This is a genomic window from Streptococcus mitis (assembly GCF_022137125.1).
Taxonomy (GTDB): Bacteria; Bacillota; Bacilli; order Lactobacillales; family Streptococcaceae; genus Streptococcus; species Streptococcus mitis_CE.
Window position 1 is genome coordinate 30035 of the sequence record NZ_JAKNEQ010000002.1, and the last position, 22400, is coordinate 52434.

Here is a 22400-nt window from a genome sequence, read left to right on the forward strand (position 1 = left end):
CATTTTTCAGATTTTTTCACACCGTACTATTATACTACAAAATCGGCCTTTTGGGTAATAGAATCTCACTTTTTTTGGTATAATGGTAAGCAATAATGGACTAGAAAGAACAAAGATGCAAGATAAAATTGTCATTCATGGGGCGCGTGCCCATAATTTAAAAAATATTGATGTGGAGATTCCACGAGACAAGTTGGTTGTCGTAACCGGCTTGTCAGGTTCAGGGAAATCCAGTCTGGCCTTTGATACCCTCTATGCGGAGGGACAACGTCGCTATGTGGAGAGTTTGTCAGCCTACGCTCGCCAGTTTTTGGGAAATATGGAGAAGCCAGATGTAGATGCCATTGATGGTCTCAGCCCTGCTATTTCCATCGACCAAAAAACGACTAGCAAAAACCCTCGCTCGACAGTGGGAACAACGACAGAAATCAATGACTATCTGCGTCTCCTCTACGCGCGTGTGGGGACGCCTTACTGTATCAATGGGCATGGGGCTATCAAGGCTTCTTCTGTGGAGCAAATTGTGGATAAGGTTTTGGAATTGCCAGAACGCCAGCGCTTGCAGATTTTGGCCCCTGTCATCCGCAAGAAAAAAGGCCAACATAAGAGTGTTATCGAGAAGGTTCAGAAAGATGGGTATGTCCGTGTCCGTGTGGATGGGGAAGTCTATGATGTGACCGAAGTGCCAGAGTTGTCTAAGAGCAAGCAACACAATATTGATGTTGTGGTTGACCGTATTGTTATCAAGGATGGTATTCGTAGTCGTCTCTTTGATTCCATTGAGGCTGCCCTTCGTATCGCTGAAGGTTATGTCATTATCGACACTATGGACGACTCTGAGTTGTTGTTCTCTGAGCATTATGCCTGTCCAGTTTGTGGCTTTACTGTTCCAGAGTTAGAGCCTCGTCTCTTCTCTTTCAATGCTCCTTTTGGCTCTTGTAGTGAGTGTGACGGCTTGGGCATCAAGCTGGAGGTGGATACTGATTTGGTAGTACCAGATGCCAGTAAAACCTTACGTGAGGGAGCCTTGGCTCCTTGGAATCCTATCTCATCCAACTACTATCCAAACATGCTAGAGCAGGCTATGACAGCCTTTGGAGTGGATATGGATAAGCCTTTTGAGGACTTGTTAGAAGAGGATAAGAACTTGATTCTCTATGGATCAGATGGCAAGGAATTCCATTTTCACTATGAAAATGAATTTGGTGGTGTACGCGATATTGACATTCCGTTTGAAGGAGTTGTCAATAATATCAAACGTCGTTATCATGAAACTAATAGTGATTACACACGCACTCAAATGCGCCTCTATATGAATGAATTGACCTGCGGAACCTGTCACGGTTATCGCCTCAATGACCAGGCCTTGTCTGTTCGTGTGGGTGGCCAGCAAGGGCCACATATCGGAGAAATTTCAGACCTGTCTATCGCAGACCACTTGGACTTGGTGAGCCAGCTAACCTTGTCTGAAAATGAAGCCATCATTGCTCGGCCTATTCTCAAGGAAATCAAGGACCGTTTGACCTTCCTTAATAACGTGGGCCTTAACTATCTGACTCTGTCACGTTCGGCAGGAACCCTTTCAGGTGGGGAAAGTCAGCGTATTCGCTTGGCAACCCAGATTGGTTCTAACCTATCAGGTGTTCTTTATATTCTAGATGAGCCGTCAATCGGTCTTCACCAGAGGGATAATGACCGTTTGATTGCCAGTCTGAAAAAGATGCGTGATTTGGGTAATACTCTCATCGTGGTAGAACATGACGAAGATACCATGCGTGAGGCGGATTATCTGATTGACGTTGGTCCTGGTGCAGGTGTTTTTGGTGGGGAGATTGTTGCCGCAGGTACGCCTAAGCAGGTTGCTCGCAACAGCAAATCTATCACAGGCCAGTACTTGTCAGGCAAACGTGCCATTCCAGTGCCAGAAGAGCGCCGTGTTGGTAATGGTCGTTTTATCGAGGTGACGGGAGCGCGTGAGAACAACCTGCAAAATGTCACAGCTCGCTTCCCACTAGGAAAATTCATCGCAGTGACAGGGGTGTCGGGCTCAGGGAAATCGACCCTAATCAATAGCATTCTCAAAAAAGCTATTGCTCAGAAGCTCAACCGCAATTCAGACAAACCTGGTAAGTTTAAAACGATTACAGGGATTGAGCATGTAGACCGCTTGATTGATATTGATCAGAGCCCTATCGGACGAACGCCGAGGTCTAACCCTGCTACCTATACGGGAGTTTTTGACGATATACGTGACCTCTTTGCCCAGACAAATGAGGCTAAGATTCGTGGTTACAAAAAGGGACGTTTCAGTTTCAATGTCAAGGGTGGTCGTTGTGAAGCCTGCTCAGGTGACGGGATTATCAAGATTGAGATGCACTTCTTGCCAGATGTTTACGTGGCTTGTGAAGTCTGCCACGGGACTCGCTACAATAGTGAAACCCTAGAAGTTCACTATAAGGAAAAGAATATCTCGCAGGTCTTGGACATGACTGTCAATGATGCGGTGGAATTTTTCCAACACATTCCGAAAATTCAACGCAAACTTCAGACCATCAAGGATGTAGGGCTAGGCTATGTGACATTGGGGCAACCTGCTACCACCCTTTCTGGGGGAGAAGCCCAGCGTATGAAACTGGCTAGTGAACTTCACAAACGATCGACAGGAAAATCTTTCTACATTCTGGATGAGCCGACGACAGGTCTTCATACAGAGGATATCGCTCGCTTGCTCAAGGTTTTGGCTCGCTTTGTAGACGATGGCAATACAGTCCTCGTCATTGAGCACAATCTAGACGTTATCAAGACAGCAGATCATATCATCGACTTGGGACCTGAGGGCGGTGTCGGTGGTGGAACCATCATCGCAACAGGAACTCCAGAAGAAGTAGCTGCTAACCAAGCCAGCTACACAGGACATTATTTGAAAGGAAAATTACATCATGAATAAACGCGTACAAGCATTTCTAGATAAAATGCAAGAAAAAGAACTAGATGGTATCATCATCAACAATCTTAAAAACGTCTACTACTTGACTGGTTTTTGGGGCTCAAACGGAACAGTCTTTATCAGCCGTGACCGTCAGGTCTTGGTGACAGACTCTCGCTATATCATTGCAGCCAAGCAAGAAACCAGTGGTTTTGAAATCGTAGCAGATCGCGATGAATTGGCTGTTATTGCAGGTATTGTCAAGGATATGGGCTTGTCTCGTATCGGTTTTGAGGATGAGATTTCGGTGTCTTATTATCACCGTATGCAGGCAACCTTTGAAGGAATTGACTTGCTTCCACAGACTCAGTTTGTTGAAGGTCTTCGAATGATTAAGGATGAAGCGGAGATTGCAGCTATTCGCAAGGCTTGTTCTATCTCAGACCAAGCTTTCCGTGATGCGCTTGACTTTATCAAACCAGGAAAAACTGAAATTGAAATTGCCAACTTCCTTGACTTCCGCATGCGTGAGTTGGGGGCATCTGGCTTGTCTTTTGATACGATTCTAGCTAGTGGTATCAACTCTTCCAAACCTCATGCTCATCCTATGCACAAACCAGTGGAGCTGGGAGAAGCCATTACTATGGACTTCGGTTGCCTTTATGACCACTATGTCAGTGATATGACACGGACTATCTATCTGGGGCATGTCAGCGACGAGCAGGCGGAGATTTACAATACGGTTCTCAAAGCCAACCAAGCCTTGATTGACCAGGCTAAGGCAGGATTAGGTTTCCGAGACTTTGACAAAATCCCTCGTGATATTATCATCGAGGCAGGCTATGGCGACTACTTTACCCACGGTATTGGACACGGTATTGGACTGGATATCCATGAGGAACCATACTTTAGCCAGACTTCTACAGAAACTATTAAGGCAGGTATGGCCTTGACAGATGAGCCAGGTATCTATATTGAAGGTAAATACGGGGTTCGTATCGAGGATGATATCCTGATTACAGAGACCGGTTGTGAATTATTGACCCTGGCTCCAAAAGAGTTGATAGTTATTTAAGAGTCAAACAACTCAAATGATTGACTTTTAAATTTTAAAGGTTTATACTGAAAGACGAAAACGGTAGGTGAGGCTACCATAGGGATACGGATGACTACCGCAAAGCAGTGGAGACACTACTCGTTGGTCAACAGTCCTGGTCGCGAAGGCCAAGACTAAGCTCATTACATTGCCCTATGGAGTTAAAGCTTGAACGAAAAACAGATAATTAGTTTTTTAATCCTGCCATTTTATGGTGGGATTTTCTACTGTTTAAATCAAAGAAAGGAGATAGACGATGCAAATTGACGATCATCCGGAACCGCACATACACAGCCAATCGCTGATTTGTGTCGTTCTGCCCTTATAAAGTGATTGGTCTCTGTGTATGAAACACATCATTCATACAGATAGGAGAAACCAATGAAAACTACAAAAGAAAGATTAGCAACAGCTATTCATACATCTTTAAACGAAACTCTATCTTTTTATAAGACAAGTCTAACAGGCTTGACTGGGGAGCAGGTGGAGAAAAATCGTGACCTATATGGTGAAAATACCATCACAAAGGGTCAAGAAGACAGTATCCTCAAAAAAATTTACGAATCCATTATCAATCCTTTTACGATCATCTTACTGGTCATCGCCGTGATTTCCTTGGTGACCAATGTCTGGTTGGCAAAACCAGGTCAAGAGGATCCGACGACTTCTATTATCATCGTTGTCCTCGTCCTCATTTCTGGTGGCATACGCTTTGTCCAAGAACTCCGTAGTGATAAGGCTGCGACTAATCTATCAAAAATGATTGTCAACACAGCGACTGTCATTCGTCAAGGAGAAATCCAAGAAGTACCTATCGATGATTTGGTAGTGGGTGACGTGGTTAAATTAAGCGCTGGAGACATGATTCCAGCAGATCTTCTTTTATTTGAGTCGCGCGATTTCTTTGTACAACAGTCGGGCTTGACAGGTGAAAGTGAATCGGTTGAAAAATTGGCCTTGACCAAGGCAACAGTTCAACAATCTGATAGTCTGCTAGAAGCAGAAGCGCTCGCCTTTATGGGAACCAATGTCTTATCTGGTAGTGCCAAGGCCGTGGTTTTAGCAGTTGGTGATGATACCATGATGGGAGCCATTGAGCAGACTTTGAACACCTATGAAGAGCCTACTTCGTTTGAGCGGGAGATGAATAGTATTTCGTGGCTCTTGATTCGTTTGATGCTGGTCATGGTGCCCATCGTTTTCTTGTCCAATGGTTTAACAGATGGTGACTGGCTGGAAGCTGGCGTATTTGCTTTGAGTGTTGGTGTCGGATTAACACCTGAGATGCTTCCTATGATTATCACGGCCAGTCTAGCAAAAGGCTCCATCATTATGGCCAAGGAAAAAGTGGTTATCAAGAAACTCAATGCCATACAGGACTTAGGGGCGATTGATATTTTGTGTACAGATAAGACAGGAACTCTAACCCAAGACGAAATTGTCCTTGAATATCCCTTGGACATCCACGGACGCTTGGATTTGACCGTCTTGAGACGAGCTTATCTCAATTCTTATTTTCAAACGGGCTTGAAAAATTTGATGGACAGAGCTATCATCAAACGGACTGAAAAGGAAGCCAAAGAACACACCCTCTTACAAAATCTGGATCAAACTTTTCAAAAAATAGATGAGCTTCCCTTTGATTTTGAACGTAGACGGATGAGTGTTATCGTTAAGGATGAACACGAAGTTGTTAGTTTGGTAACCAAGGGTGCCCTAGAGGAAATGTTGACGATTTCCAGTTATGCGGAATATCAAGGAGTGATTACTCCCTTGACAGATGTTATTAGAGAAGAAATTTTAGCAGAAGTCCGACAACTAAATCAACAAGGTTTACGTGTCTTGGGAGTGGCCTATAAGTCAGGTTTGAGGGAAGGTCATGCCTATACAGTTGATGATGAAGGGGATATGATTCTAACTGGTTATTTAGCCTTCCTAGATCCTCCTAAACCATCTGCAGCACCAGCAATTAAGGCTCTGTTAGAACATGGAGTTCAAACAAAAATTTTGACGGGAGACAACGAAAAAGTTACCCAAGCAGTCTGTGAAAAGGTTGGTTTGGATATCAATCAGATGCTGTTAGGATCTGAAATTGATCAGATGAGTAATCAAGAATTGGCTCAAGCCGTGGAGGAGGTAACAGTCTTTGCCAAACTTTCTCCTGACCAAAAAGCAAGGATTATTTTGCAATTTAAGGCTAATGGTCATGCTGTTGGCTATATGGGAGATGGAATCAATGATGCTCCTTCTATGAAAGTTGCAGATGTGGGGATTTCTGTTGACACAGCGGTAGATATTGCCAAAGAAACAGCTGATGTTATCCTACTTGATAAGGATCTCATGGTGCTTGAAAAAGGACTGGTTGAAGGTCGTAAGGTCTATGCCAATATGACCAAATATATCAAAATGACAGTGAGTTCTAATTTTGGAAATATCTTATCCTTATTGGTCTCTGGGATCTTTTTACCATTTTTACCGATGGCGCCAGTCCATTTGATTATCCTAAATCTAGTCTATGATTTATCTTGTATCGCCTTGCCTTTTGACAAGGTGGACAAAGATTTTTTGAGAAATCCGCATACCTGGGAAGCTAGGTCCATCACACGTTTCATGATTTGGATGGGACCTATCTCTTCTGCCTTTGATATTTTGACCTTTATTTTGCTTTATTTTATCATTGTACCCATGACAACAGGTCAAGCTTATGTTCATGGGGCAGAGTCTGCCGTAGAATTTATTGTCTTGTTTCAGACAGGTTGGTTTATCGAGTCCATGTGGTCACAGACCATGGTTATCCATATGCTGCGTTCAGCCAAAATTCCCTTTTTACAAAGTCGTCCAGCTTGGCTAGTCCTTGTGACAACCTTATTGGCTGCAGCCTTTGTGACCTTCCTTCCCTACAGTCCACTCGCAATCCTACTTCATCTAACTCCATTAAAACCGATTTATTTCATCTTTTTGCTTTTCATCATTATTTTGTATATGATTAGCGTGACAATTGTGAAAAAAATCTATATCAAGAAATATCAAGAATGGCTGTAAATTTCATTTTGTCAAGAAAAAAGTACGAAAATGACGAAAAAAGTCAAAAAAATTTAAAAATAGGTCGCAAGTCGGATGTTTTTTATGGTATAATAGACTAAACTGATAGTAACATGTAGCGAAAGGGGTAGGTACATGATTAAAATTTATACAGTCTCAAGTTGTACTAGCTGTAAAAAAGCAAAAACCTGGCTCAATGCCCACCAGTTAAGTTATAAAGAACAAAACCTTGGTAAAGAAGGAATTACGAGAGAAGAATTACTGGATATTCTAACCAAAACAGATAACGGAATAGCCAGCATCGTTTCATCTAAAAATCGCTATGCCAAAGCCCTTGGAGTGGATATTGAAGATTTGAGCGTCAATGAAGTCCTCAATCTGATTATGGAAACGCCGAGAATTTTAAAGAGCCCAATCCTTGTAGATGAAAAACGCCTGCAAGTTGGCTATAAGGAAGACGATATTCGTGCCTTCCTACCACGCTCTGTCCGTAATGTAGAAAATGCAGAAGCACGTTTGCGTGCAGCTTTATAAACATCAAGACTGGGAGCAATTCCCAGTCTTATTCTATTTTAATTTCAAAAAGAAAGAAGAGAGAAATGAAAAGAATTGTTCTTGTTAGCCTAGCTTTCCTTTTTGTCCTGGTTGGTTGCGGACAGAAAAAAGAAACTGGAACAGCTACAAAAACAGAAAAGGATACGCTTCAGTCGGCATTGCCAGTTATTGAAAATGCTGAGAAGAATACAGTTGTAACCAAGACTTTGGTCTTGCCCAAGTCAGATGATGGTAGCCAGCAAACCCAAACCATTACATACAAGGACAAGACTTTTTTGAGCTTAACGATTCAACAAAAACGTCCAGTTTCTGATGAGTTGAAGACTTATATCGACCAACATGGAGTGGAAGAAACTCAAAAAGCTCTTCTCGAGGCAGAGGAGAAGGATGAGGCCATCATAGAAGCTCGTAAATTAGCAGGATTTAAGCTTGAAACTAAACTATTGAGTGCAACAGAACTTCAAACAACAACTAGTTTTGATTTTCAAGTTTTGGATGTCAAGAAGGCTTCTCAGTTAGAATATTTGAAGAACATTGGTTTAGAAAATCTCTTGAAGAATGAACCAAGCAAATATATTTCAGACAGATTGGCAAATGGCGCGACAGAACAATAGAAAATCCAAATAAATAGACTGCCTGAATTGTAGAACGTAAGGAATTATGCTATAATGGTACTATTCTAAGGAAAGAGGGTGTTAGAATGGGATTTACTGAAGAAACAGTACGTTTTAAATTGGACGATTCCAATAAAAAAGAAATTAGCGAAACTTTGACTGATGTTTATGCTTCGTTGAACGATAAGGGCTACAACCCAATTAACCAAATCGTAGGTTACGTATTGAGTGGAGACCCTGCCTACGTTCCTCGTTATAATAATGCACGAAATCAAATCCGTAAGTATGAGCGTGATGAAATCGTTGAGGAATTGGTTCGCTACTACCTAAAAGGACAAGGAGTCGATCTATAATCTATGAGAATTATGGGATTGGACGTCGGTTCAAAAACGGTAGGGGTGGCCATTAGCGATCCGCTCGGTTTTACAGCTCAAGGGCTTGAAATCATTCAAATCAATGAGGAACAAGGTCAATTTGGTTTTGACCGCGTTAAGGAGTTGGTTGATACTTACAAGGTGGAACGATTTGTAGTGGGCTTGCCTAAAAACATGAACAATACAAGCGGACCGCGCGTGGAAGCTAGTCAAGCCTACGGAGCAAAGTTAGAAGAGCTTTTTGGTTTACCAGTAGACTATCAAGATGAACGCTTGACAACAGTTGCCGCAGAGCGCATGTTGATCGAGCAAGCAGATATCAGTCGTAATAAGCGCAAGAAAGTCATTGATAAGTTAGCAGCTCAGCTGATTTTACAAAATTATTTAGATAGAAAATTTTAATACAAAGGAGAGGCTATGTCACACGATCATAACCACGACCACGAAGAACGTGAATTAATCACACTAGTAGATGAACAAGGAAATGAAACCTTGTTTGAAATCCTTTTGACCATTGACGGAAAAGAAGAATTTGGTAAAAACTATGTTCTTCTAGTACCAGTTAACGCAGAAGAAGACGAAGACGGACAAGTTGAAATCCAAGCTTACTCATTCATCGAAAACGAAGATGGAACAGAAGGTGAATTGCAACCAATCCCAGAAGACTCAGAAGACGAATGGAACATGATTGAAGAAGTCTTCAACAGCTTTATGGAGGAGTAAAAATGTTCAGTGAACATTTTTACCCTTACGCTAAAAATAAAGACCGTAAGTAAGTCTGGGAGACTGTATCAGCCCAACTCCCAGAAATTGGGAAGAGTTGGGACATTCAGTGGATGTTTTACCCCACGTTAACTTCATAGTAGCTAGTTATTAGCTAACCAGGTGAGAGGTCGGGACGAAAATCCTGGCCTCGTTTTTGTTAGTTATGAGACTTTATTGAGGCAGTTGATTGAACCTGTAATTAAGGAGATGTATATGTTTGAAGTAGAAGAATGGCTCCATAGTCGGATTGGTTTGAATTTTCGATCAGGCTTGGGCCGAATGCAACAAGCGGTGGATTTGTTGGGGAATCCCGAGAAGTCTTATCCTATTATCCACGTAACAGGAACTAATGGAAAAGGATCTACCATTGCTTTTATGAGGGAGTTATTTATGGGGCATGGCAAAAAAGTTGCGACTTTCACCTCCCCTCATATCGTCTCTATCAATGATCGAATCTGCATTAACGGGCAACCAATAGCTGATGCAGACTTCATCCGTTTGGCTAATAAGGTCAAGGAGATGGAGAAAACGCTCCTGCAAACCCATGACCAGTTGTCTTTTTTTGAATTGCTGACCTTGATTGCTTTTCTTTATTTTAGAGAGCAAGCGGTGGATTTGCTTTTACTAGAAGTGGGAATTGGTGGTTTACTAGACACGACCAATGTGGTAACTGGAGAGATTGCTGTCATCACTTCCATCGGACTTGATCATCAGGAGACTCTGGGTGACAGTATAGCAGCAATTGCAGAGCAGAAAGCTGGTATTTTTAAGGCTGGTAAAAAGGCAGTGATTGCTAAGTTGCCTTCAGAAGCTAGGCTTGTTTGTCAGAAAAAAGCAGAATCTTTAGCTGTTGACCTTTATCAGGCAGGTCAGGATTTTTCAATGCTGAATGGGGATTTTTCAAGCTCTTTGGCTAACCTTTCACAGTTGAAAATAGGCTTGGAAGGAGCTTATCAGCAGGAAAATGCGGCCTTGGCGCTACAAACGTTTCTTCTCTTTATGAGAGAAGGAAAGGAAGCTGTTGATGAACAGGTTGTAAGACAGGCTTTGGAGAAGACCCATTGGGCTGGGCGTTTGGAGCGTATTCGTCCTCAAATTTACTTGGACGGTGCTCATAACCTCCCTGCCTTGACTCGCTTGGTTGAATTTACTAAAGAAAAAGAGCAGGAAGGATATCGTCCTCAAATCCTATTTGGAGCCTTGAAAAGGAAGGATTATCAAGGGATGTTGGCTTATCTGACTGAAAAATTGCCTCAGGTGGAACTCAAGGTGACCGGCTTTGACTATCAAGGTTCTTTGGATGAAACAGATGTAACAGGTTACGATGTAATTCCTTCTTATCGCGAATTTATCAGCAGTTTCGAAGAAAGAGCAGACACTCAAGACTTGTTATTCATTACAGGGTCTCTCTATTTTATCTCAGAAGTACGGGGCTACTTGCTGGCCCATGAGCAGATAAATTGACCTCCTTTTTTGAACTTGTTATACTAGGAAAACTACTAGTTAGAAGGAAAAACTTCTGTAAATTGGTAGCAGAAAGGAAATTCATCATGAAATTAAAAAGATTCACACTTTCTCTTGCTTCTCTAGCAAGTCTTAGTCTCTTAGTAGCTTGTTCACAAAGAGCTCAACAAGTTCAACAACCAGTAGCTCAATCGCAAACACAACAAACTCAGCAATCACAACCTGCTGCTTCATCTTCGGCAGAAAATTCAAACCAGGCAGCGACAAGTTCTTCACAAAATACGCCTGAGGCTCAACCAACCAATATTGATGGAACTTATACTGGTCAGGACGAAGGAGACCGTATCACTTTAGTGGTAACTGGAACAACTGGTACATGGACACAGGTAGAAACTGACGGAGATCAAGAAATCAAGCAGGTTAGCTTCGATGCCGCTAATCAACGCATGATTATTGGGGATGATGTCAAGATTTATGCAATTAATGGCAATCAGATGATTATTGACGATAGGGATAGAGAAGCGTCTGATCGCATTGTTTTATCAAAATAGACTGGAAGGAGACTGGTTTTGTCAGTCTCTTTTGCTTTTACTCAGAAAAATGATTATAAATACTTGCCTTCTACCGAATACCTGCGTTATACTAGTATTAATTACCTGTTTTTAGCATTCATACTCTTCGAAAATCTCTTCAAACCACGTCAGCTTCCATCTGCAACCTCAAAACAGTGTTTTGAGCAACCTGCGACTAGCTTCCTAGTTTGCTCTTTGCTTTTCATTGAGTATCAAAATATCAAGGAGGGGATATGAAATATAGAAAATTTCAATTATTGATGTCCAAGTATGGCTTTAGTCTTTCGATTATGCTACTTGAACTTTGTCTTGTTTTTGGTTTCTTTCTCTATTTAGGGCGTATGGCCCCTATTCTATGGGTAATTGTCTTAATTTTTATGAGTATGGCGACTATCGTAGCGATTGTCAATCGCTCAATGGCGCCTGATAGTAAAGTGATGTGGTTAGTGGTGACTTTTGTTCCTGTCATTGGTCCCTTGCTCTATCTGATGTTTGGTGAAAGGCGATTGTCCAAAAAAGAAATCAAGCAGTTGGATAGACTTGGTTCTATGCATTTTCGGGAGGATAACAGTAAAGCTCTCCGCCAGAAATTGAAGGAAGATGATAAGGCGGCTTACGGAGTTATCAAATCTTTGCTAAGTATGGATAGCAATGCCGATGTATATGATCGAACGGACTCACTATTCTTTCCTTCAGGTGAAAGCATGTGGCAACATATGCTGGAAGATCTCAAGAAAGCTGAGAAATTTATCTTTCTAGAGTATTATATTGTCGAAGAAGGTTTGATGTGGAATAGCATACTAGATATACTAGAGCAAAAGGCAGCTCAGGGTGTAGAGGTCAAGATGCTCTATGATGATATCGGCTGTATGGCGACTTTGCCTGGAGACTATACTATTCAACTTCGTAGTCGAGGAATTGAAGCCCATAAGTTTAACAAGGTGATTCCTCGTTTGACGGTGGCTTACAACAATCGGGACCATCGTAAAATCCTTGTCATAGATGGTCAGGTAGCCTATACAGGAGGCATTAACTTAGCCGATGAGTACATCAATCATATAGAACGCTTTGGCTATTGGAAGGACAGTGGGATTCGCTTAGATGGCCCTGGTGTCAAGGCTCTAACCCGTCTTTTTTTGATGACTTGGTACATCAATCGTGGGGAAATCAGCGATTTTGACCAGTATCACCTGGAAAATCAGCCTTGTTCTGGCCAAGGGCTCTGCATTCCTTACGGTAGTGGACCCAAGCCCATCTTCCGTACTCAAGTAGGGAAAAAAGTTTATCAAAGTTTGATTAATCAGGCTACTGATTCAGTCTATATCACAACACCCTATTTGATTATTGACTATGATTTAACTGAGAGTATTAAAAATGCAGCCATGAGGGGTGTTGATGTCCGCATCGTGACTCCTTTCATTCCGGATAAAAAATTAATCCAGCTCATAACAAGAGGAGCCTATCCGGATCTTTTGTCAGCAGGAGTCAGGATTTTTGAGTATAGTCCAGGCTTTATCCACAGTAAACAAATCCTAGTGGACAAGGACTTTGCTGCAGTTGGAACGATTAATTTAGATTATAGAAGTTTGCTTCATCACTATGAAGATGCAGTTTTGCTATATAAAACGGCATCAATCACAGAGATTCAAAAAGATTTTGAGGAGATTTTTTCAGTATCTCAAGAAATTTTCCCTCATACGATAAAAAATAGCTGGTATCAAAAATTGATTAAGGAAATTGCCCAGTTATTTGCCCCAATCTTATAAGAAATCTAGGACTTAGGACACAACCCAGTCCTATTTTTCTTGCCTTTTACGAATAGAAAGATAGAGGGGGAATGATGCTGACTCAGAAAGAATTGGATTATATCATGTCATTTAAACAGACGCATTTACACCGATTTCGGGAAATTGAAACCTTTGTGAAACTATGCAAAAAATCACTCAAACAGCCATCGCAAGCTGACAATTTTAGGTCTTTTTGATATACTAAGACAGATAAATTGAATAGGAGAAACGACATGGCTGTATATGGCAGAATCGAAGAAGTATCCGAAACGATACAGAGTAATGACATTGAAAATAGATTGGATAGGAACCTTGAATCTCATGTAGAAAAAGAAGAACAGGTAGCTTTCCCGTTTTTCAGACTCATCATTGGAAGTACGATTGCAACGTTTTTTTCTGTGGTGATACCTTTACTTTTAGATATGGTAAGTCCCTCTCAGGCGCAGGATTTGTATATAGGGTGGGCTTGGCATCAGGGAGGACAGCTCTACAGTAGCTATTATGCTAGTCACGGTCTTATTTATTACTTGCTACTTTACATCACCCAAGGAGGCATTCTTTTTGCCTTGGTAGAATGGCTAGCCCTCTTAGGAGGAGGTTATTTCCTCTTTTCTTCAACTGACTATCTGACGGGACAAAGGGAGCAAGCCAAGCAACTCTTAACCATATTTTATATTTTGGTATCCGGTCTCGGTTTTGGAGGAGGATATGCTACGATTTTAGCTTTGCCATTTCTGTTTGCAGGATTTTCGTTCATAGCAGCTTATCTATCAAATCCTAACCATGACAAGGGATTTCTACGTCTGGGGATCTTTTTGGGTCTATCATTTTTCATAGAGCCTCTTACAAGTCTTCTCTTTACTGTAGTAGTAACGATTGGTTTATTTGTCTTTAATGTTGGGCATGGTCGCTTTGCTCATGGAGTTTATCAGTTTTTTGCAGCAGCACTTGGCTTTTCTCTCATCTTTTATCCAGTAGGCTACTATGTGCTTACTTCAGGTAGTTTTGGAGGAGCTATGGGAAGTCTTTTATATCCGATTGATTCCCTTCAGGTCTTTACGAATCCTCAACTAATGGATAATGTTGTATTCTATGGTTTGTTGACCTTTGGTTTAGGAGCTCTCTTCCTTGTTTTTCTAGGATTGTTCCAATCAAAGGCATCAAGATTGTATGTTATTTCAGTGCCAGCTAGTTTTGCTTTCTTATTTGTATTAGCTTTGTTGCTTTTTTCTCAAGAATCTCTTCACGGTTCGCGTTTGATTCTAATCATTCCATTTTTACTCCTTCTTTTGATGACCAGTATTCGTGGGAAACATTCAGCTAGGGGAGCTCGCCGTAGTAGAAGAGAAGAAGTTCCTACTTTATGGAAAAAATTCATGAAAGGGAATCTCTACTTACCGATCCTAGTGGTGGTTTATCTGATTGCAATTCCTTTTGTAGCTCGTTTTGTCTTGCATCCAGCTTCTTATAGAGAACAACATCAAGTGGTAGATAGAGTCAAACAAGAGACGAGTGATGGTGACCAAATCTATATTTGGGATTCACATGTTCAGATGTATAAAGAAAGCCAGCGTTTGTCTGGATCCATGTTCCCATCACCTCTTCTTTACACGAGTACAGAAGAGAATAAAACTAGTTTAATCAATGACTTGAAAGAAAACAAACCTAAGGTGATTGTGGTGAATGATAAGGTAGCAGTCTGGTCTGAAGTGGAAACAATTTTGAAAGAAAATTACCAACAAGTAAAGACTGATTACTCAGAGTTTAAAATCTATAAAATTAAATAACCGAATCAATATCTTGTGGATTTTTAAAAATTTTAGGATTTTTAACACAAGATATTGATTTTTCTTTTTAGAGTGGTATAATACTTTTTAGATATCACATTTTAGAAAAGAGCATGAATATGATTGCACTAGAAGAAAAAATTACAATTTTGCCAACCCTCTTCGTTGAAAAACGAGATGGGAGACGTGTTGTATTTGATGTGGACAAGATTGACAAGGCTCTCCACAAGGCTGCTGACAAGGTTATGGACGTGACACCCTTAGTTGAAAAGCGCCTAAATGCTCTGACCGAGCGAATTGTCACAGAAATTCATAGTCGTTTTCCACAGGGGGTTAAGATTTATGAAATCCAAAATATCGTAGAACATGAACTCCTTGAAGCCAAAGAATATGCGCTAGCTGAGGAGTATATTACTTATCGGACACAAAGGGATTTTGAGCGCTCAAAAGCGACAGATATCAACTTTAGTATCCATAAACTTCTCAACAAAGATCAGGCAGTTGTCAATGAAAATGCAAATAAAGACAGCGATGTCTTTAATACCCAGCGTGATTTGACAGCGGGAATTGTTGGGAAGTCAATCGGACTGCAAATGCTCCCTAAGCACGTAGCCAATGCCCACCAAAAGGGGGATATCCACTATCACGATTTGGACTACAGTCCCTATACCCCTATGACCAACTGCTGTTTGATTGATTTTAAAGGGATGTTGGAAAATGGTTTTAAGATTGGGAATGCCGAAGTAGAGAGTCCCAAGTCTATCCAGACTGCGACAGCTCAGATTTCCCAAATTATCGCCAACGTTGCTTCTAGCCAGTACGGTGGCTGTTCAGCTGACCGTATTGATGAAGTTTTGGCGCCTTATGCAGAAAAGAACTATCAAAAACACCTCAAAGATGCAGAAGAATGGGTCTTGCCTGAAAAACGGGAAGATTATGCCTGGAAGAAAACCCAAAAAGACATCTATGATGCTATGCAATCCCTTGAGTATGAAGTCAATACTCTCTTCACTTCAAATGGCCAAACACCTTTTACTTCACTAGGTTTTGGTCTGGGAACCAATCGTTTTGAGCGTGAAATTCAAAAAGCTATCTTGAACATCCGAATCAAGGGACTTGGTTCAGAACACCGCACAGCTATCTTCCCTAAACTGATTTTTACTCTGAAAAGAGGTCTTAACTTGGAAGAAGGGACTCCCAACTACGACATTAAGCAGTTGGCTCTTGAGTGTGCAACCAAGCGGATGTACCCAGATGTCTTGTCTTATGATAAGATTATCGAATTGACAGGTTCCTTCAAGGTTCCGATGGGATGTCGTTCATTCCTTCAAGGATGGAAGGATGAAAATGGAGTTGAAGTTAACTCTGGCCGTATGAATCTAGGGGTGGTGACGGTCAATCTTCCTCGTATTGCCCTTGAGTCTGAAGGTGATATGAATAAGTTCTGGGAAATCTTCAACGAGCGGATGAATATCGCTGAAGATGCTCTGGTTTACCGTGTCGAACGCACTAAAGAAGCGACACCAGCCAATGCTCCTATCCTCTATCAGTACGGTGCTTTTGGCCATCGTCTAGGTAAAGAAGAAAATGTTAACCAGCTCTTTAAGAATCGTCGTGCAACCGTTTCGTTGGGTTACATCGGTTTGTACGAAGTAGCGACAGTCTTCTTTGGAAATAGTTGGGAACACAATCCAGAAGCTAAGGAATTCACGCTAGACATTATTAGAGATATGAAACGCCGTGTAGAAGAGTGGTCTGACCAATATGGCTACCATTTCTCTATCTACTCAACACCGTCCGAAAGTTTGACAGACCGTTTTTGCCGACTGGATACAGAGAAGTTTGGTTCTATTCCTGATATTACAGATAAGGAATACTACACCAACTCTTTCCACTACGACGTTCGTAAAAATCCAACACCGTTTGAAAAATTGGACTTTGAGAAAGTCTATCCAGAAGCAGGTGCGTCAGGTGGTTTCATTCATTACTGTGAGTATCCAGTCCTCCAGCAAAATCCAAAGGCCTTGGAAGCTGTCTGGGACTATGCCTATGACCGTGTCGGCTATCTTGGGACCAATACTCCCATAGACCGTTGCTATAAGTGTGACTTTGAAGGGGATTTTGAACCAACTGAGAGAGGATTTGCTTGTCCAAACTGTGGAAATAGCGATCCAAAAACAGTAGATGTGGTCAAACGCACTTGCGGATATTTAGGTAATCCTCAAGCGAGACCTATGGTCAATGGCCGTCACAAGGAAATAGCTGCGCGTGTCAAACATATGAATGGTTCAACGATTAAAATAGCTGGCCACCAAGTAACAAATTAGAAAGAAATGAAATGGGAAAATATCAATTAGACGATAAGGGGCGTGCACAAGTGACCCGTTATCACGAGAAACACTCTAAAGGTGGAGCTGGTAAAAAAGAACGCTTGCTCAACCTCAGAGAACAATTTTTAAATAAGAATAAGAAGAAATAAAAGTGAGAGTCAGCTCTCGCTTTTCTCTTAGTGGGAGGTAAGGATGGAATTACGCAGACCAAGATTGTCAGATAAAGAAATAGTTTTAGAGATGATGGCAGAGTTTGAAAAGAGCCAATCAGCCCATGATGGAGGATTTTGGGATGCAGAGAACTCTGTGTATGAAGAGTGGTTGGAAAGTAATCAGAATCAGGAAATGGGGATTAATTTGCCTGAAGGATGGGTTCCTGCAATTCAGTTAGTAGCTTTTTCCGAGAAAGGTCAAGCACTTGGATTTCTTAATCTTCGGTTGCGCCTCAGTAACTTTCTCCTAGAAGAAGGTGGGCACATTGGCTACTCCATTCGTCTATCAGAAAGAGGTAAAGGTTATGCTAAGGAAACTCTCAGTCAGGGCTTGCAAGTTGCTAAGGAAAAGAACATCAAGAGAACTCTTGTGACCTGTAGTGTGAATAATCCTGCTAGCAGAGCAGTCATTTTAGCAAATGGAGGAATTCTTGAAGATGTTCGTAATGGAGTCGAGCGTTATTGGATAGAGGTAGCAAATGAATAATCCTAAACCACAAGAATGGAAAAGCGAGGAGCTTAGTCAAGGGCGTATCATCGACTACAAGGCCTTTAACTTTGTAGATGGAGAAGGAGTACGCAACTCTCTCTATGTATCAGGCTGCATGTTTCACTGCGAGGGATGTTATAATGTTGCGACTTGGTCTTTTAATGCTGGCATTCCCTATACAGCAGAATTAGAAGAACAGATCATGGCAGATCTTGCTCAATCCTATGTTCAAGGCTTGACCTTGCTGGGAGGGGAGCCCTTTCTCAATACGGGTATTCTCTTGCCACTTGTTAAACGTATCCGTAAGGAATTGCCAAATAAGGATATCTGGTCCTGGACGGGATACACTTGGGAAGAAATGATGCTGGAGACCTCAGATAAATTGGAACTCTTGTCACTGATTGACATTCTTGTCGATGGACGGTATGATCGAACTAAGAGAAATCTTATGCTTCAGTTTCGAGGTTCGTCCAACCAACGAATTATCGATGTGCAAAAATCTTTCAAAAGTGGGCAAGTAGTGATTTGGGATAAGCTTAATGACGGAAAAGAAAGCTATGAACAGGTGAAGAGAGACTAACTTTCTTCTATAAAAGATAGTTAAATAAATGACCTATAAAAAAGAAAACAGTTTCATTGTAAAAAACGAAAAAACAGCAACAAATCCCTTGCAATCGCAGGGGCTTTGTGTTATTCTATTATGGTGCTGTAAATTACAGCCTTAGCTTTGATGCAAGAGGTTGCGACACGCTCGGTTGCATTGCCACGCAACACCGCGTCGGTTTTCTTGTGGAGCTAGCCTATTATCTTAAATAGACGAAAAGGAGAAAAAGATGGCAAACAAAAAAATCCGTATCCGTTTGAAAGCTTACGAACACCGTACGCTTGACACAGCGGCTGCAAAAATCGTAGAATCAGCTACTCGTACAGGTGCACAAGTTGCGGGTCCAATCCCACTTCCAACTGAACGTAGCCTCTACACAATCATTCGTGCGACTCACAAATACAAAGACTCTCGCGAACAATTTGAAATGCGTACACACAAACGTTTGATCGATATCGTTAACCCAACTCAAAAAACAGTTGATGCTTTGATGAAATTGGATCTTCCAAGTGGTGTAAACGTAGAAATCAAACTTTAATCTAAAGCTTGATATCTTGAGCATAAAAAACGCTCGTTAAAAACTTTTTGAATAAAAATATAGAAAAGGAACTATTTTCTCATGACAAAAGGAATCTTAGGGAAAAAAGTGGGAATGACTCAAATCTTCACTGAAGCTGGCGAATTGATCCCTGTAACAGTTATTGAAGCAACTCCAAACGTTGTTCTTCAAGTTAAAACTGTTGAAACAGACGGATACAACGCTATCCAAGTTGGTTTTGATGACAAACGCGAAGTATTGAGCAACAAACCTGCTAAAGGACATGTAGCGAAAGCTAACACGGCTCCTAAGCGCTTCATTCGTGAATTCAAAAACGTTGAAGGCTTGGAAGTTGGTGCTGAAATCACAGTTGAAACATTCGCAGCTGGAGACGTTGTTGACGTAACTGGTACTTCTAAAGGTAAAGGTTTCCAAGGTGTTATCAAGCGCCACGGACAATCACGTGGACCAATGGCTCACGGTTCTCGTTACCACCGTCGTCCAGGTTCTATGGGACCTGTTGCACCTAACCGCGTATTCAAAGGTAAAAACCTTGCAGGACGTATGGGTGGTGACCGTGTAACAATTCAAAACCTTGAAGTTGTACAAGTTGTTCCAGAAAAGAACGTTATCCTTATCAAAGGTAACGTACCAGGTGCTAAGAAATCTCTTATCACTATCAAGTCAGCAGTTAAAGCTGGTAAATAATAAGGAAAGGGGAATACAGTCAAAATGGCAAATGTAACATTATTCGACCAAACTGGTAAACAAGCTGGCGAAGTTGTTCTTAACGATGCAATCTTTGGTATCGAACCAAACCAATCTGTTGTGTTTGATGTGATCATCAGCCAACGTGCTAGCCTTCGTCAAGGAACTCACGCAGTTAAAAACCGCTCAGCTGTTTCAGGTGGCGGACGCAAACCATGGCGTCAAAAAGGAACTGGACGTGCTCGTCAAGGTTCTATCCGCTCTCCACAATGGCGTGGTGGTGGAATCGTCTTCGGACCAACTCCACGTAGCTATGCGTACAAACTTCCTCAAAAAGTTCGTCGCCTTGCGCTTAAATCTGTTTACTCAGAAAAAGTTGCTGAAAATAAATTTGTAGCCGTTGATTCTCTTGAATTTACAGCTCCAAAAACTGCTGAATTTGCAAAAGTTCTTGCAGCTTTGAGCATCGATTCTAAAGTCCTTGTTATTCTTGAAGAAGGAAACGAATTCGCAGCTCTCTCAGCTCGTAACCTTCCAAACGTGAAAGTTGCGACTGCTACAACTGCAAGTGTTCTTGACATCGCAAATAGTGACAAACTTCTTGTTACTCAAGCAGCTATCTCTAAAATCGAGGAGGTTCTTGCATAATGAATTTGTATGATGTTATCAAAAAACCTGTAATCACTGAAAGCTCAATGGCTCAACTTGAAGCAGGAAAATATGTATTTGAAGTTGACACTCGTGCACACAAACTTTTGATCAAGCAAGCTGTTGAAGCTGCTTTCGAAGGTGTTAAAGTTGCAAATGTTAACACAATCAACGTAAAACCAAAAGCTAAACGTGTTGGACGTTACACTGGTTTTACTAACAAAACTAAAAAAGCTATCATCACACTTACAGCTGATTCTAAAGCAATCGAGTTGTTTGCTGCTGAAGCTGAATAATCTAAGGAGGAAATATCGTGGGAATTCGTGTTTATAAACCAACAACAAACGGTCGCCGTAATATGACTTCTTTGGATTTCGCTGAAATCACAACAAGCACTCCTGAAAAATCATTGCTTGTTGCATTGAAGAGCAAGGCTGGTCGTAACAACAACGGTCGTATCACAGTTCGTCACCAAGGTGGTGGACACAAACGTTTCTACCGTTTGGTTGACTTCAAACGTAACAAAGACAACGTTGAAGCAGTTGTTAAAACAATTGAGTACGATCCAAACCGTTCTGCAAACATCGCTCTTGTACACTACACTGACGGTGTGAAAGCGTACATCATCGCTCCAAAAGGTCTTGAAGTTGGTCAACGTATCGTTTCAGGTCCAGAAGCAGATATCAAAGTCGGAAACGCTCTTCCACTTGCTAACATTCCAGTTGGTACTTTGATCCACAACATCGAGTTGAAACCAGGTCGTGGTGGTGAATTGGTACGTGCTGCTGGAGCATCTGCTCAAGTATTGGGTTCTGAAGGTAAATACGTTCTTGTTCGTCTTCAATCAGGTGAAGTTCGTATGATTCTTGGAACTTGTCGTGCTACAGTTGGTGTTGTCGGAAACGAACAACATGGACTTGTAAACCTTGGTAAAGCAGGACGTAGCCGTTGGAAAGGTATCCGCCCAACAGTTCGTGGTTCTGTAATGAACCCTAACGATCACCCACACGGTGGTGGTGAAGGTAAAGCACCAGTTGGTCGTAAAGCACCATCTACTCCATGGGGCAAACCTGCTCTTGGTCTTAAAACTCGTAACAAGAAAGCGAAATCTGACAAACTTATCGTTCGTCGTCGCAACGAGAAATAATATTAAACTAGTCGCTTAAGCAACTAGTAAATCCGCCAGCTCGGTAGCGCTGCTTGTGAGCGCAAGCCGCTGTGGTACAACATTTAAAGGAGAAAATATAAAAATGGGACGCAGTCTTAAAAAAGGACCTTTCGTCGATGAGCATTTGATGAAAAAAGTTGAAGCTCAAGCTAACGACGAAAAGAAAAAAGTTATTAAAACTTGGTCACGTCGTTCAACGATCTTCCCAAGTTTCATTGGTTACACTATCGCAGTTTATGACGGACGTAAACACGTACCTGTTTACATCCAAGAAGACATGGTAGGTCACAAACTTGGTGAATTTGCACCAACTCGTACTTACAAAGGTCACGCTGCAGACGACAAGAAAACACGTAGAAAATAAGGAGAACATAAATGGCAGAAATTACTTCAGCTAAAGCAATGGCTCGTACAGTACGTGTTTCACCTCGTAAATCACGTCTTGTTCTTGATAACATCCGTGGTAAAAGCGTAGCCGATGCAATCGCAATCTTGACATTCACTCCAAACAAAGCTGCTGAAATCATCTTGAAAGTTTTGAACTCAGCTGTAGCTAACGCTGAAAACAACTTTGGTTTGGATAAAGCTAACTTGGTAGTATCTGAAGCATTCGCAAACGAAGGACCAACTATGAAACGTTTCCGTCCACGTGCGAAAGGTTCAGCTTCACCAATCAACAAACGTACAGCTCACATCACTGTAGCTGTTGCAGAAAAATAA

The 22400-nt window shown here is 41.5% G+C and carries 23 protein-coding genes and 1 riboswitch; all 23 genes read left to right on the forward strand.

What is annotated here, in order from left to right; translation table 11 throughout:
* The first annotated feature begins 115 nt into the window (after positions 1-115).
* The 23 genes from uvrA to rplV all read left to right on the forward strand — a co-directional run bounded on the left by uvrA (position 116) and on the right by rplV (position 22400).
* Positions 116-2947: an excinuclease ABC subunit UvrA gene (uvrA, locus tag L0P31_RS02120; protein ID WP_238095563.1), complete on the forward strand. Its 2832-nt coding sequence runs from the start codon at positions 116-118 to the stop codon at positions 2945-2947.
* Positions 2940-4001 carry a M24 family metallopeptidase gene (locus L0P31_RS02125; RefSeq protein ID WP_141230336.1) on the forward strand — a complete coding sequence of 354 codons (1062 nt, stop codon included), beginning with the start codon at positions 2940-2942 and terminating at the stop codon, positions 3999-4001. The genes uvrA and L0P31_RS02125 overlap by 8 nt, the downstream gene beginning before the upstream one ends.
* 57 nt (positions 4002-4058) lie before the next feature.
* A riboswitch (M-box (ykoK) riboswitch) is annotated at positions 4059-4209 on the forward strand.
* Between the two features lie 194 nt (positions 4210-4403).
* Entirely contained in the window at positions 4404-7064 is a 2661-nt protein-coding gene (gene mgtA, locus L0P31_RS02130) for a magnesium-translocating P-type ATPase (protein WP_238095565.1), read from the forward strand.
* 135 nt (positions 7065-7199) lie between these two features.
* Complete coding sequence (gene spx, locus L0P31_RS02135) at positions 7200-7598, forward strand: transcriptional regulator Spx (protein WP_000591165.1); 399 nt, start codon at positions 7200-7202, stop codon at positions 7596-7598.
* Positions 7599-7663: 65 nt separating this feature from the next.
* On the forward strand, positions 7664-8233 hold the full coding sequence (locus tag L0P31_RS02140) for an SP0191 family lipoprotein (RefSeq protein WP_238095567.1): 570 nt from the start codon (positions 7664-7666) through the stop codon (positions 8231-8233).
* Between the two features lie 86 nt (positions 8234-8319).
* The gene (locus tag L0P31_RS02145) at positions 8320-8586 is read left to right on the forward strand and encodes an IreB family regulatory phosphoprotein (protein ID WP_000507059.1); all 267 of its coding nucleotides are present in this window, start codon (positions 8320-8322) and stop codon (positions 8584-8586) included.
* Between the two features lie 3 nt (positions 8587-8589).
* The gene (ruvX, locus tag L0P31_RS02150; RefSeq protein WP_004239076.1) at positions 8590-9009 is read left to right on the forward strand and encodes a Holliday junction resolvase RuvX; all 420 of its coding nucleotides are present in this window, start codon (positions 8590-8592) and stop codon (positions 9007-9009) included.
* A 15-nt stretch (positions 9010-9024) separates the two neighbouring features.
* Positions 9025-9330: a DUF1292 domain-containing protein gene (locus L0P31_RS02155; protein ID WP_000017620.1), complete on the forward strand. Its 306-nt coding sequence runs from the start codon at positions 9025-9027 to the stop codon at positions 9328-9330.
* Positions 9331-9585: 255 nt separating this feature from the next.
* Positions 9586-10836 carry a folylpolyglutamate synthase/dihydrofolate synthase family protein gene (locus L0P31_RS02160; RefSeq protein WP_000464318.1) on the forward strand — a complete coding sequence of 417 codons (1251 nt, stop codon included), beginning with the start codon at positions 9586-9588 and terminating at the stop codon, positions 10834-10836.
* A gap of 86 nt (positions 10837-10922) precedes the next feature.
* On the forward strand, positions 10923-11387 hold the full coding sequence (locus L0P31_RS02165) for an SP_0198 family lipoprotein (protein WP_049502624.1): 465 nt from the start codon (positions 10923-10925) through the stop codon (positions 11385-11387).
* A gap of 254 nt (positions 11388-11641) precedes the next feature.
* Positions 11642-13174 (forward strand): cardiolipin synthase, encoded by a 1533-nt coding sequence (gene cls / locus L0P31_RS02170; protein ID WP_238095569.1) that lies wholly within the window; start codon positions 11642-11644, stop codon positions 13172-13174.
* 254 nt (positions 13175-13428) lie between these two features.
* On the forward strand, positions 13429-14982 hold the full coding sequence (locus L0P31_RS02175; protein WP_238095571.1) for a damage-inducible protein CinA: 1554 nt from the start codon (positions 13429-13431) through the stop codon (positions 14980-14982).
* Between the two features lie 119 nt (positions 14983-15101).
* Positions 15102-17309 carry an anaerobic ribonucleoside-triphosphate reductase gene (gene nrdD / locus L0P31_RS02180; RefSeq protein ID WP_229294453.1) on the forward strand — a complete coding sequence of 736 codons (2208 nt, stop codon included), beginning with the start codon at positions 15102-15104 and terminating at the stop codon, positions 17307-17309.
* Positions 17310-17320: 11 nt separating this feature from the next.
* Positions 17321-17461 carry a hypothetical protein gene (locus tag L0P31_RS02185; RefSeq protein WP_000521618.1) on the forward strand — a complete coding sequence of 47 codons (141 nt, stop codon included), beginning with the start codon at positions 17321-17323 and terminating at the stop codon, positions 17459-17461.
* Between the two features lie 43 nt (positions 17462-17504).
* Positions 17505-18011 (forward strand): GNAT family N-acetyltransferase, encoded by a 507-nt coding sequence (locus tag L0P31_RS02190; protein WP_084928766.1) that lies wholly within the window; start codon positions 17505-17507, stop codon positions 18009-18011.
* Positions 18004-18594: an anaerobic ribonucleoside-triphosphate reductase activating protein gene (nrdG, locus tag L0P31_RS02195; RefSeq protein ID WP_084928767.1), complete on the forward strand. Its 591-nt coding sequence runs from the start codon at positions 18004-18006 to the stop codon at positions 18592-18594. Before L0P31_RS02190 ends, nrdG begins: the two co-directional genes overlap by 8 nt.
* A 253-nt stretch (positions 18595-18847) precedes the next feature.
* Positions 18848-19156 carry a 30S ribosomal protein S10 gene (rpsJ, locus tag L0P31_RS02200; RefSeq protein WP_001284513.1) on the forward strand — a complete coding sequence of 103 codons (309 nt, stop codon included), beginning with the start codon at positions 18848-18850 and terminating at the stop codon, positions 19154-19156.
* Between the two features lie 81 nt (positions 19157-19237).
* Positions 19238-19864, forward strand: coding sequence for a 50S ribosomal protein L3 (gene rplC / locus L0P31_RS02205; protein ID WP_000160197.1), 627 nt, complete (start codon positions 19238-19240; stop codon positions 19862-19864).
* Positions 19865-19888: 24 nt separating this feature from the next.
* Positions 19889-20512, forward strand: coding sequence for a 50S ribosomal protein L4 (rplD, locus tag L0P31_RS02210; protein WP_000024549.1), 624 nt, complete (start codon positions 19889-19891; stop codon positions 20510-20512).
* Positions 20512-20808: a 50S ribosomal protein L23 gene (locus L0P31_RS02215; RefSeq protein ID WP_001055347.1), complete on the forward strand. Its 297-nt coding sequence runs from the start codon at positions 20512-20514 to the stop codon at positions 20806-20808. The genes rplD and L0P31_RS02215 overlap by 1 nt, the downstream gene beginning before the upstream one ends.
* Positions 20809-20825: 17 nt before the next feature.
* Positions 20826-21659, forward strand: a complete 834-nt coding sequence (gene rplB / locus L0P31_RS02220; protein ID WP_000512911.1) for a 50S ribosomal protein L2 — start codon at positions 20826-20828, stop codon at positions 21657-21659.
* Positions 21660-21762: 103 nt separating this feature from the next.
* Positions 21763-22044 (forward strand): 30S ribosomal protein S19, encoded by a 282-nt coding sequence (gene rpsS, locus L0P31_RS02225; RefSeq protein ID WP_000533766.1) that lies wholly within the window; start codon positions 21763-21765, stop codon positions 22042-22044.
* An 11-nt stretch (positions 22045-22055) separates the two neighbouring features.
* Positions 22056-22400 carry a 50S ribosomal protein L22 gene (gene rplV, locus L0P31_RS02230; protein WP_000818137.1) on the forward strand — a complete coding sequence of 115 codons (345 nt, stop codon included), beginning with the start codon at positions 22056-22058 and terminating at the stop codon, positions 22398-22400.

Bases quoted from the DNA above. Each gene is read 5' to 3' on its own strand.
- uvrA (WP_238095563.1), top strand. From the start codon at position 116: ATGCAAGATAAAATTGTCATTCATGGGGCGCGTGCCCATAATTTAAAA.
- L0P31_RS02125 (WP_141230336.1), top strand. From the start codon at position 2,940: ATGAATAAACGCGTACAAGCATTTCTAGATAAAATGCAAGAAAAAGAA.
- mgtA (WP_238095565.1), top strand. From the start codon at position 4,404: ATGAAAACTACAAAAGAAAGATTAGCAACAGCTATTCATACATCTTTA.
- spx (WP_000591165.1), top strand. From the start codon at position 7,200: ATGATTAAAATTTATACAGTCTCAAGTTGTACTAGCTGTAAAAAAGCA.
- L0P31_RS02140 (WP_238095567.1), top strand. From the start codon at position 7,664: ATGAAAAGAATTGTTCTTGTTAGCCTAGCTTTCCTTTTTGTCCTGGTT.
- L0P31_RS02145 (WP_000507059.1), top strand. From the start codon at position 8,320: ATGGGATTTACTGAAGAAACAGTACGTTTTAAATTGGACGATTCCAAT.
- ruvX (WP_004239076.1), top strand. From the start codon at position 8,590: ATGAGAATTATGGGATTGGACGTCGGTTCAAAAACGGTAGGGGTGGCC.
- L0P31_RS02155 (WP_000017620.1), top strand. From the start codon at position 9,025: ATGTCACACGATCATAACCACGACCACGAAGAACGTGAATTAATCACA.
- L0P31_RS02160 (WP_000464318.1), top strand. From the start codon at position 9,586: ATGTTTGAAGTAGAAGAATGGCTCCATAGTCGGATTGGTTTGAATTTT.
- L0P31_RS02165 (WP_049502624.1), top strand. From the start codon at position 10,923: ATGAAATTAAAAAGATTCACACTTTCTCTTGCTTCTCTAGCAAGTCTT.
- cls (WP_238095569.1), top strand. From the start codon at position 11,642: ATGAAATATAGAAAATTTCAATTATTGATGTCCAAGTATGGCTTTAGT.
- L0P31_RS02175 (WP_238095571.1), top strand. From the start codon at position 13,429: ATGGCTGTATATGGCAGAATCGAAGAAGTATCCGAAACGATACAGAGT.
- nrdD (WP_229294453.1), top strand. From the start codon at position 15,102: ATGATTGCACTAGAAGAAAAAATTACAATTTTGCCAACCCTCTTCGTT.
- L0P31_RS02185 (WP_000521618.1), top strand. From the start codon at position 17,321: ATGGGAAAATATCAATTAGACGATAAGGGGCGTGCACAAGTGACCCGT.
- L0P31_RS02190 (WP_084928766.1), top strand. From the start codon at position 17,505: ATGGAATTACGCAGACCAAGATTGTCAGATAAAGAAATAGTTTTAGAG.
- nrdG (WP_084928767.1), top strand. From the start codon at position 18,004: ATGAATAATCCTAAACCACAAGAATGGAAAAGCGAGGAGCTTAGTCAA.
- rpsJ (WP_001284513.1), top strand. From the start codon at position 18,848: ATGGCAAACAAAAAAATCCGTATCCGTTTGAAAGCTTACGAACACCGT.
- rplC (WP_000160197.1), top strand. From the start codon at position 19,238: ATGACAAAAGGAATCTTAGGGAAAAAAGTGGGAATGACTCAAATCTTC.
- rplD (WP_000024549.1), top strand. From the start codon at position 19,889: ATGGCAAATGTAACATTATTCGACCAAACTGGTAAACAAGCTGGCGAA.
- L0P31_RS02215 (WP_001055347.1), top strand. From the start codon at position 20,512: ATGAATTTGTATGATGTTATCAAAAAACCTGTAATCACTGAAAGCTCA.
- rpsS (WP_000533766.1), top strand. From the start codon at position 21,763: ATGGGACGCAGTCTTAAAAAAGGACCTTTCGTCGATGAGCATTTGATG.
- rplV (WP_000818137.1), top strand. From the start codon at position 22,056: ATGGCAGAAATTACTTCAGCTAAAGCAATGGCTCGTACAGTACGTGTT.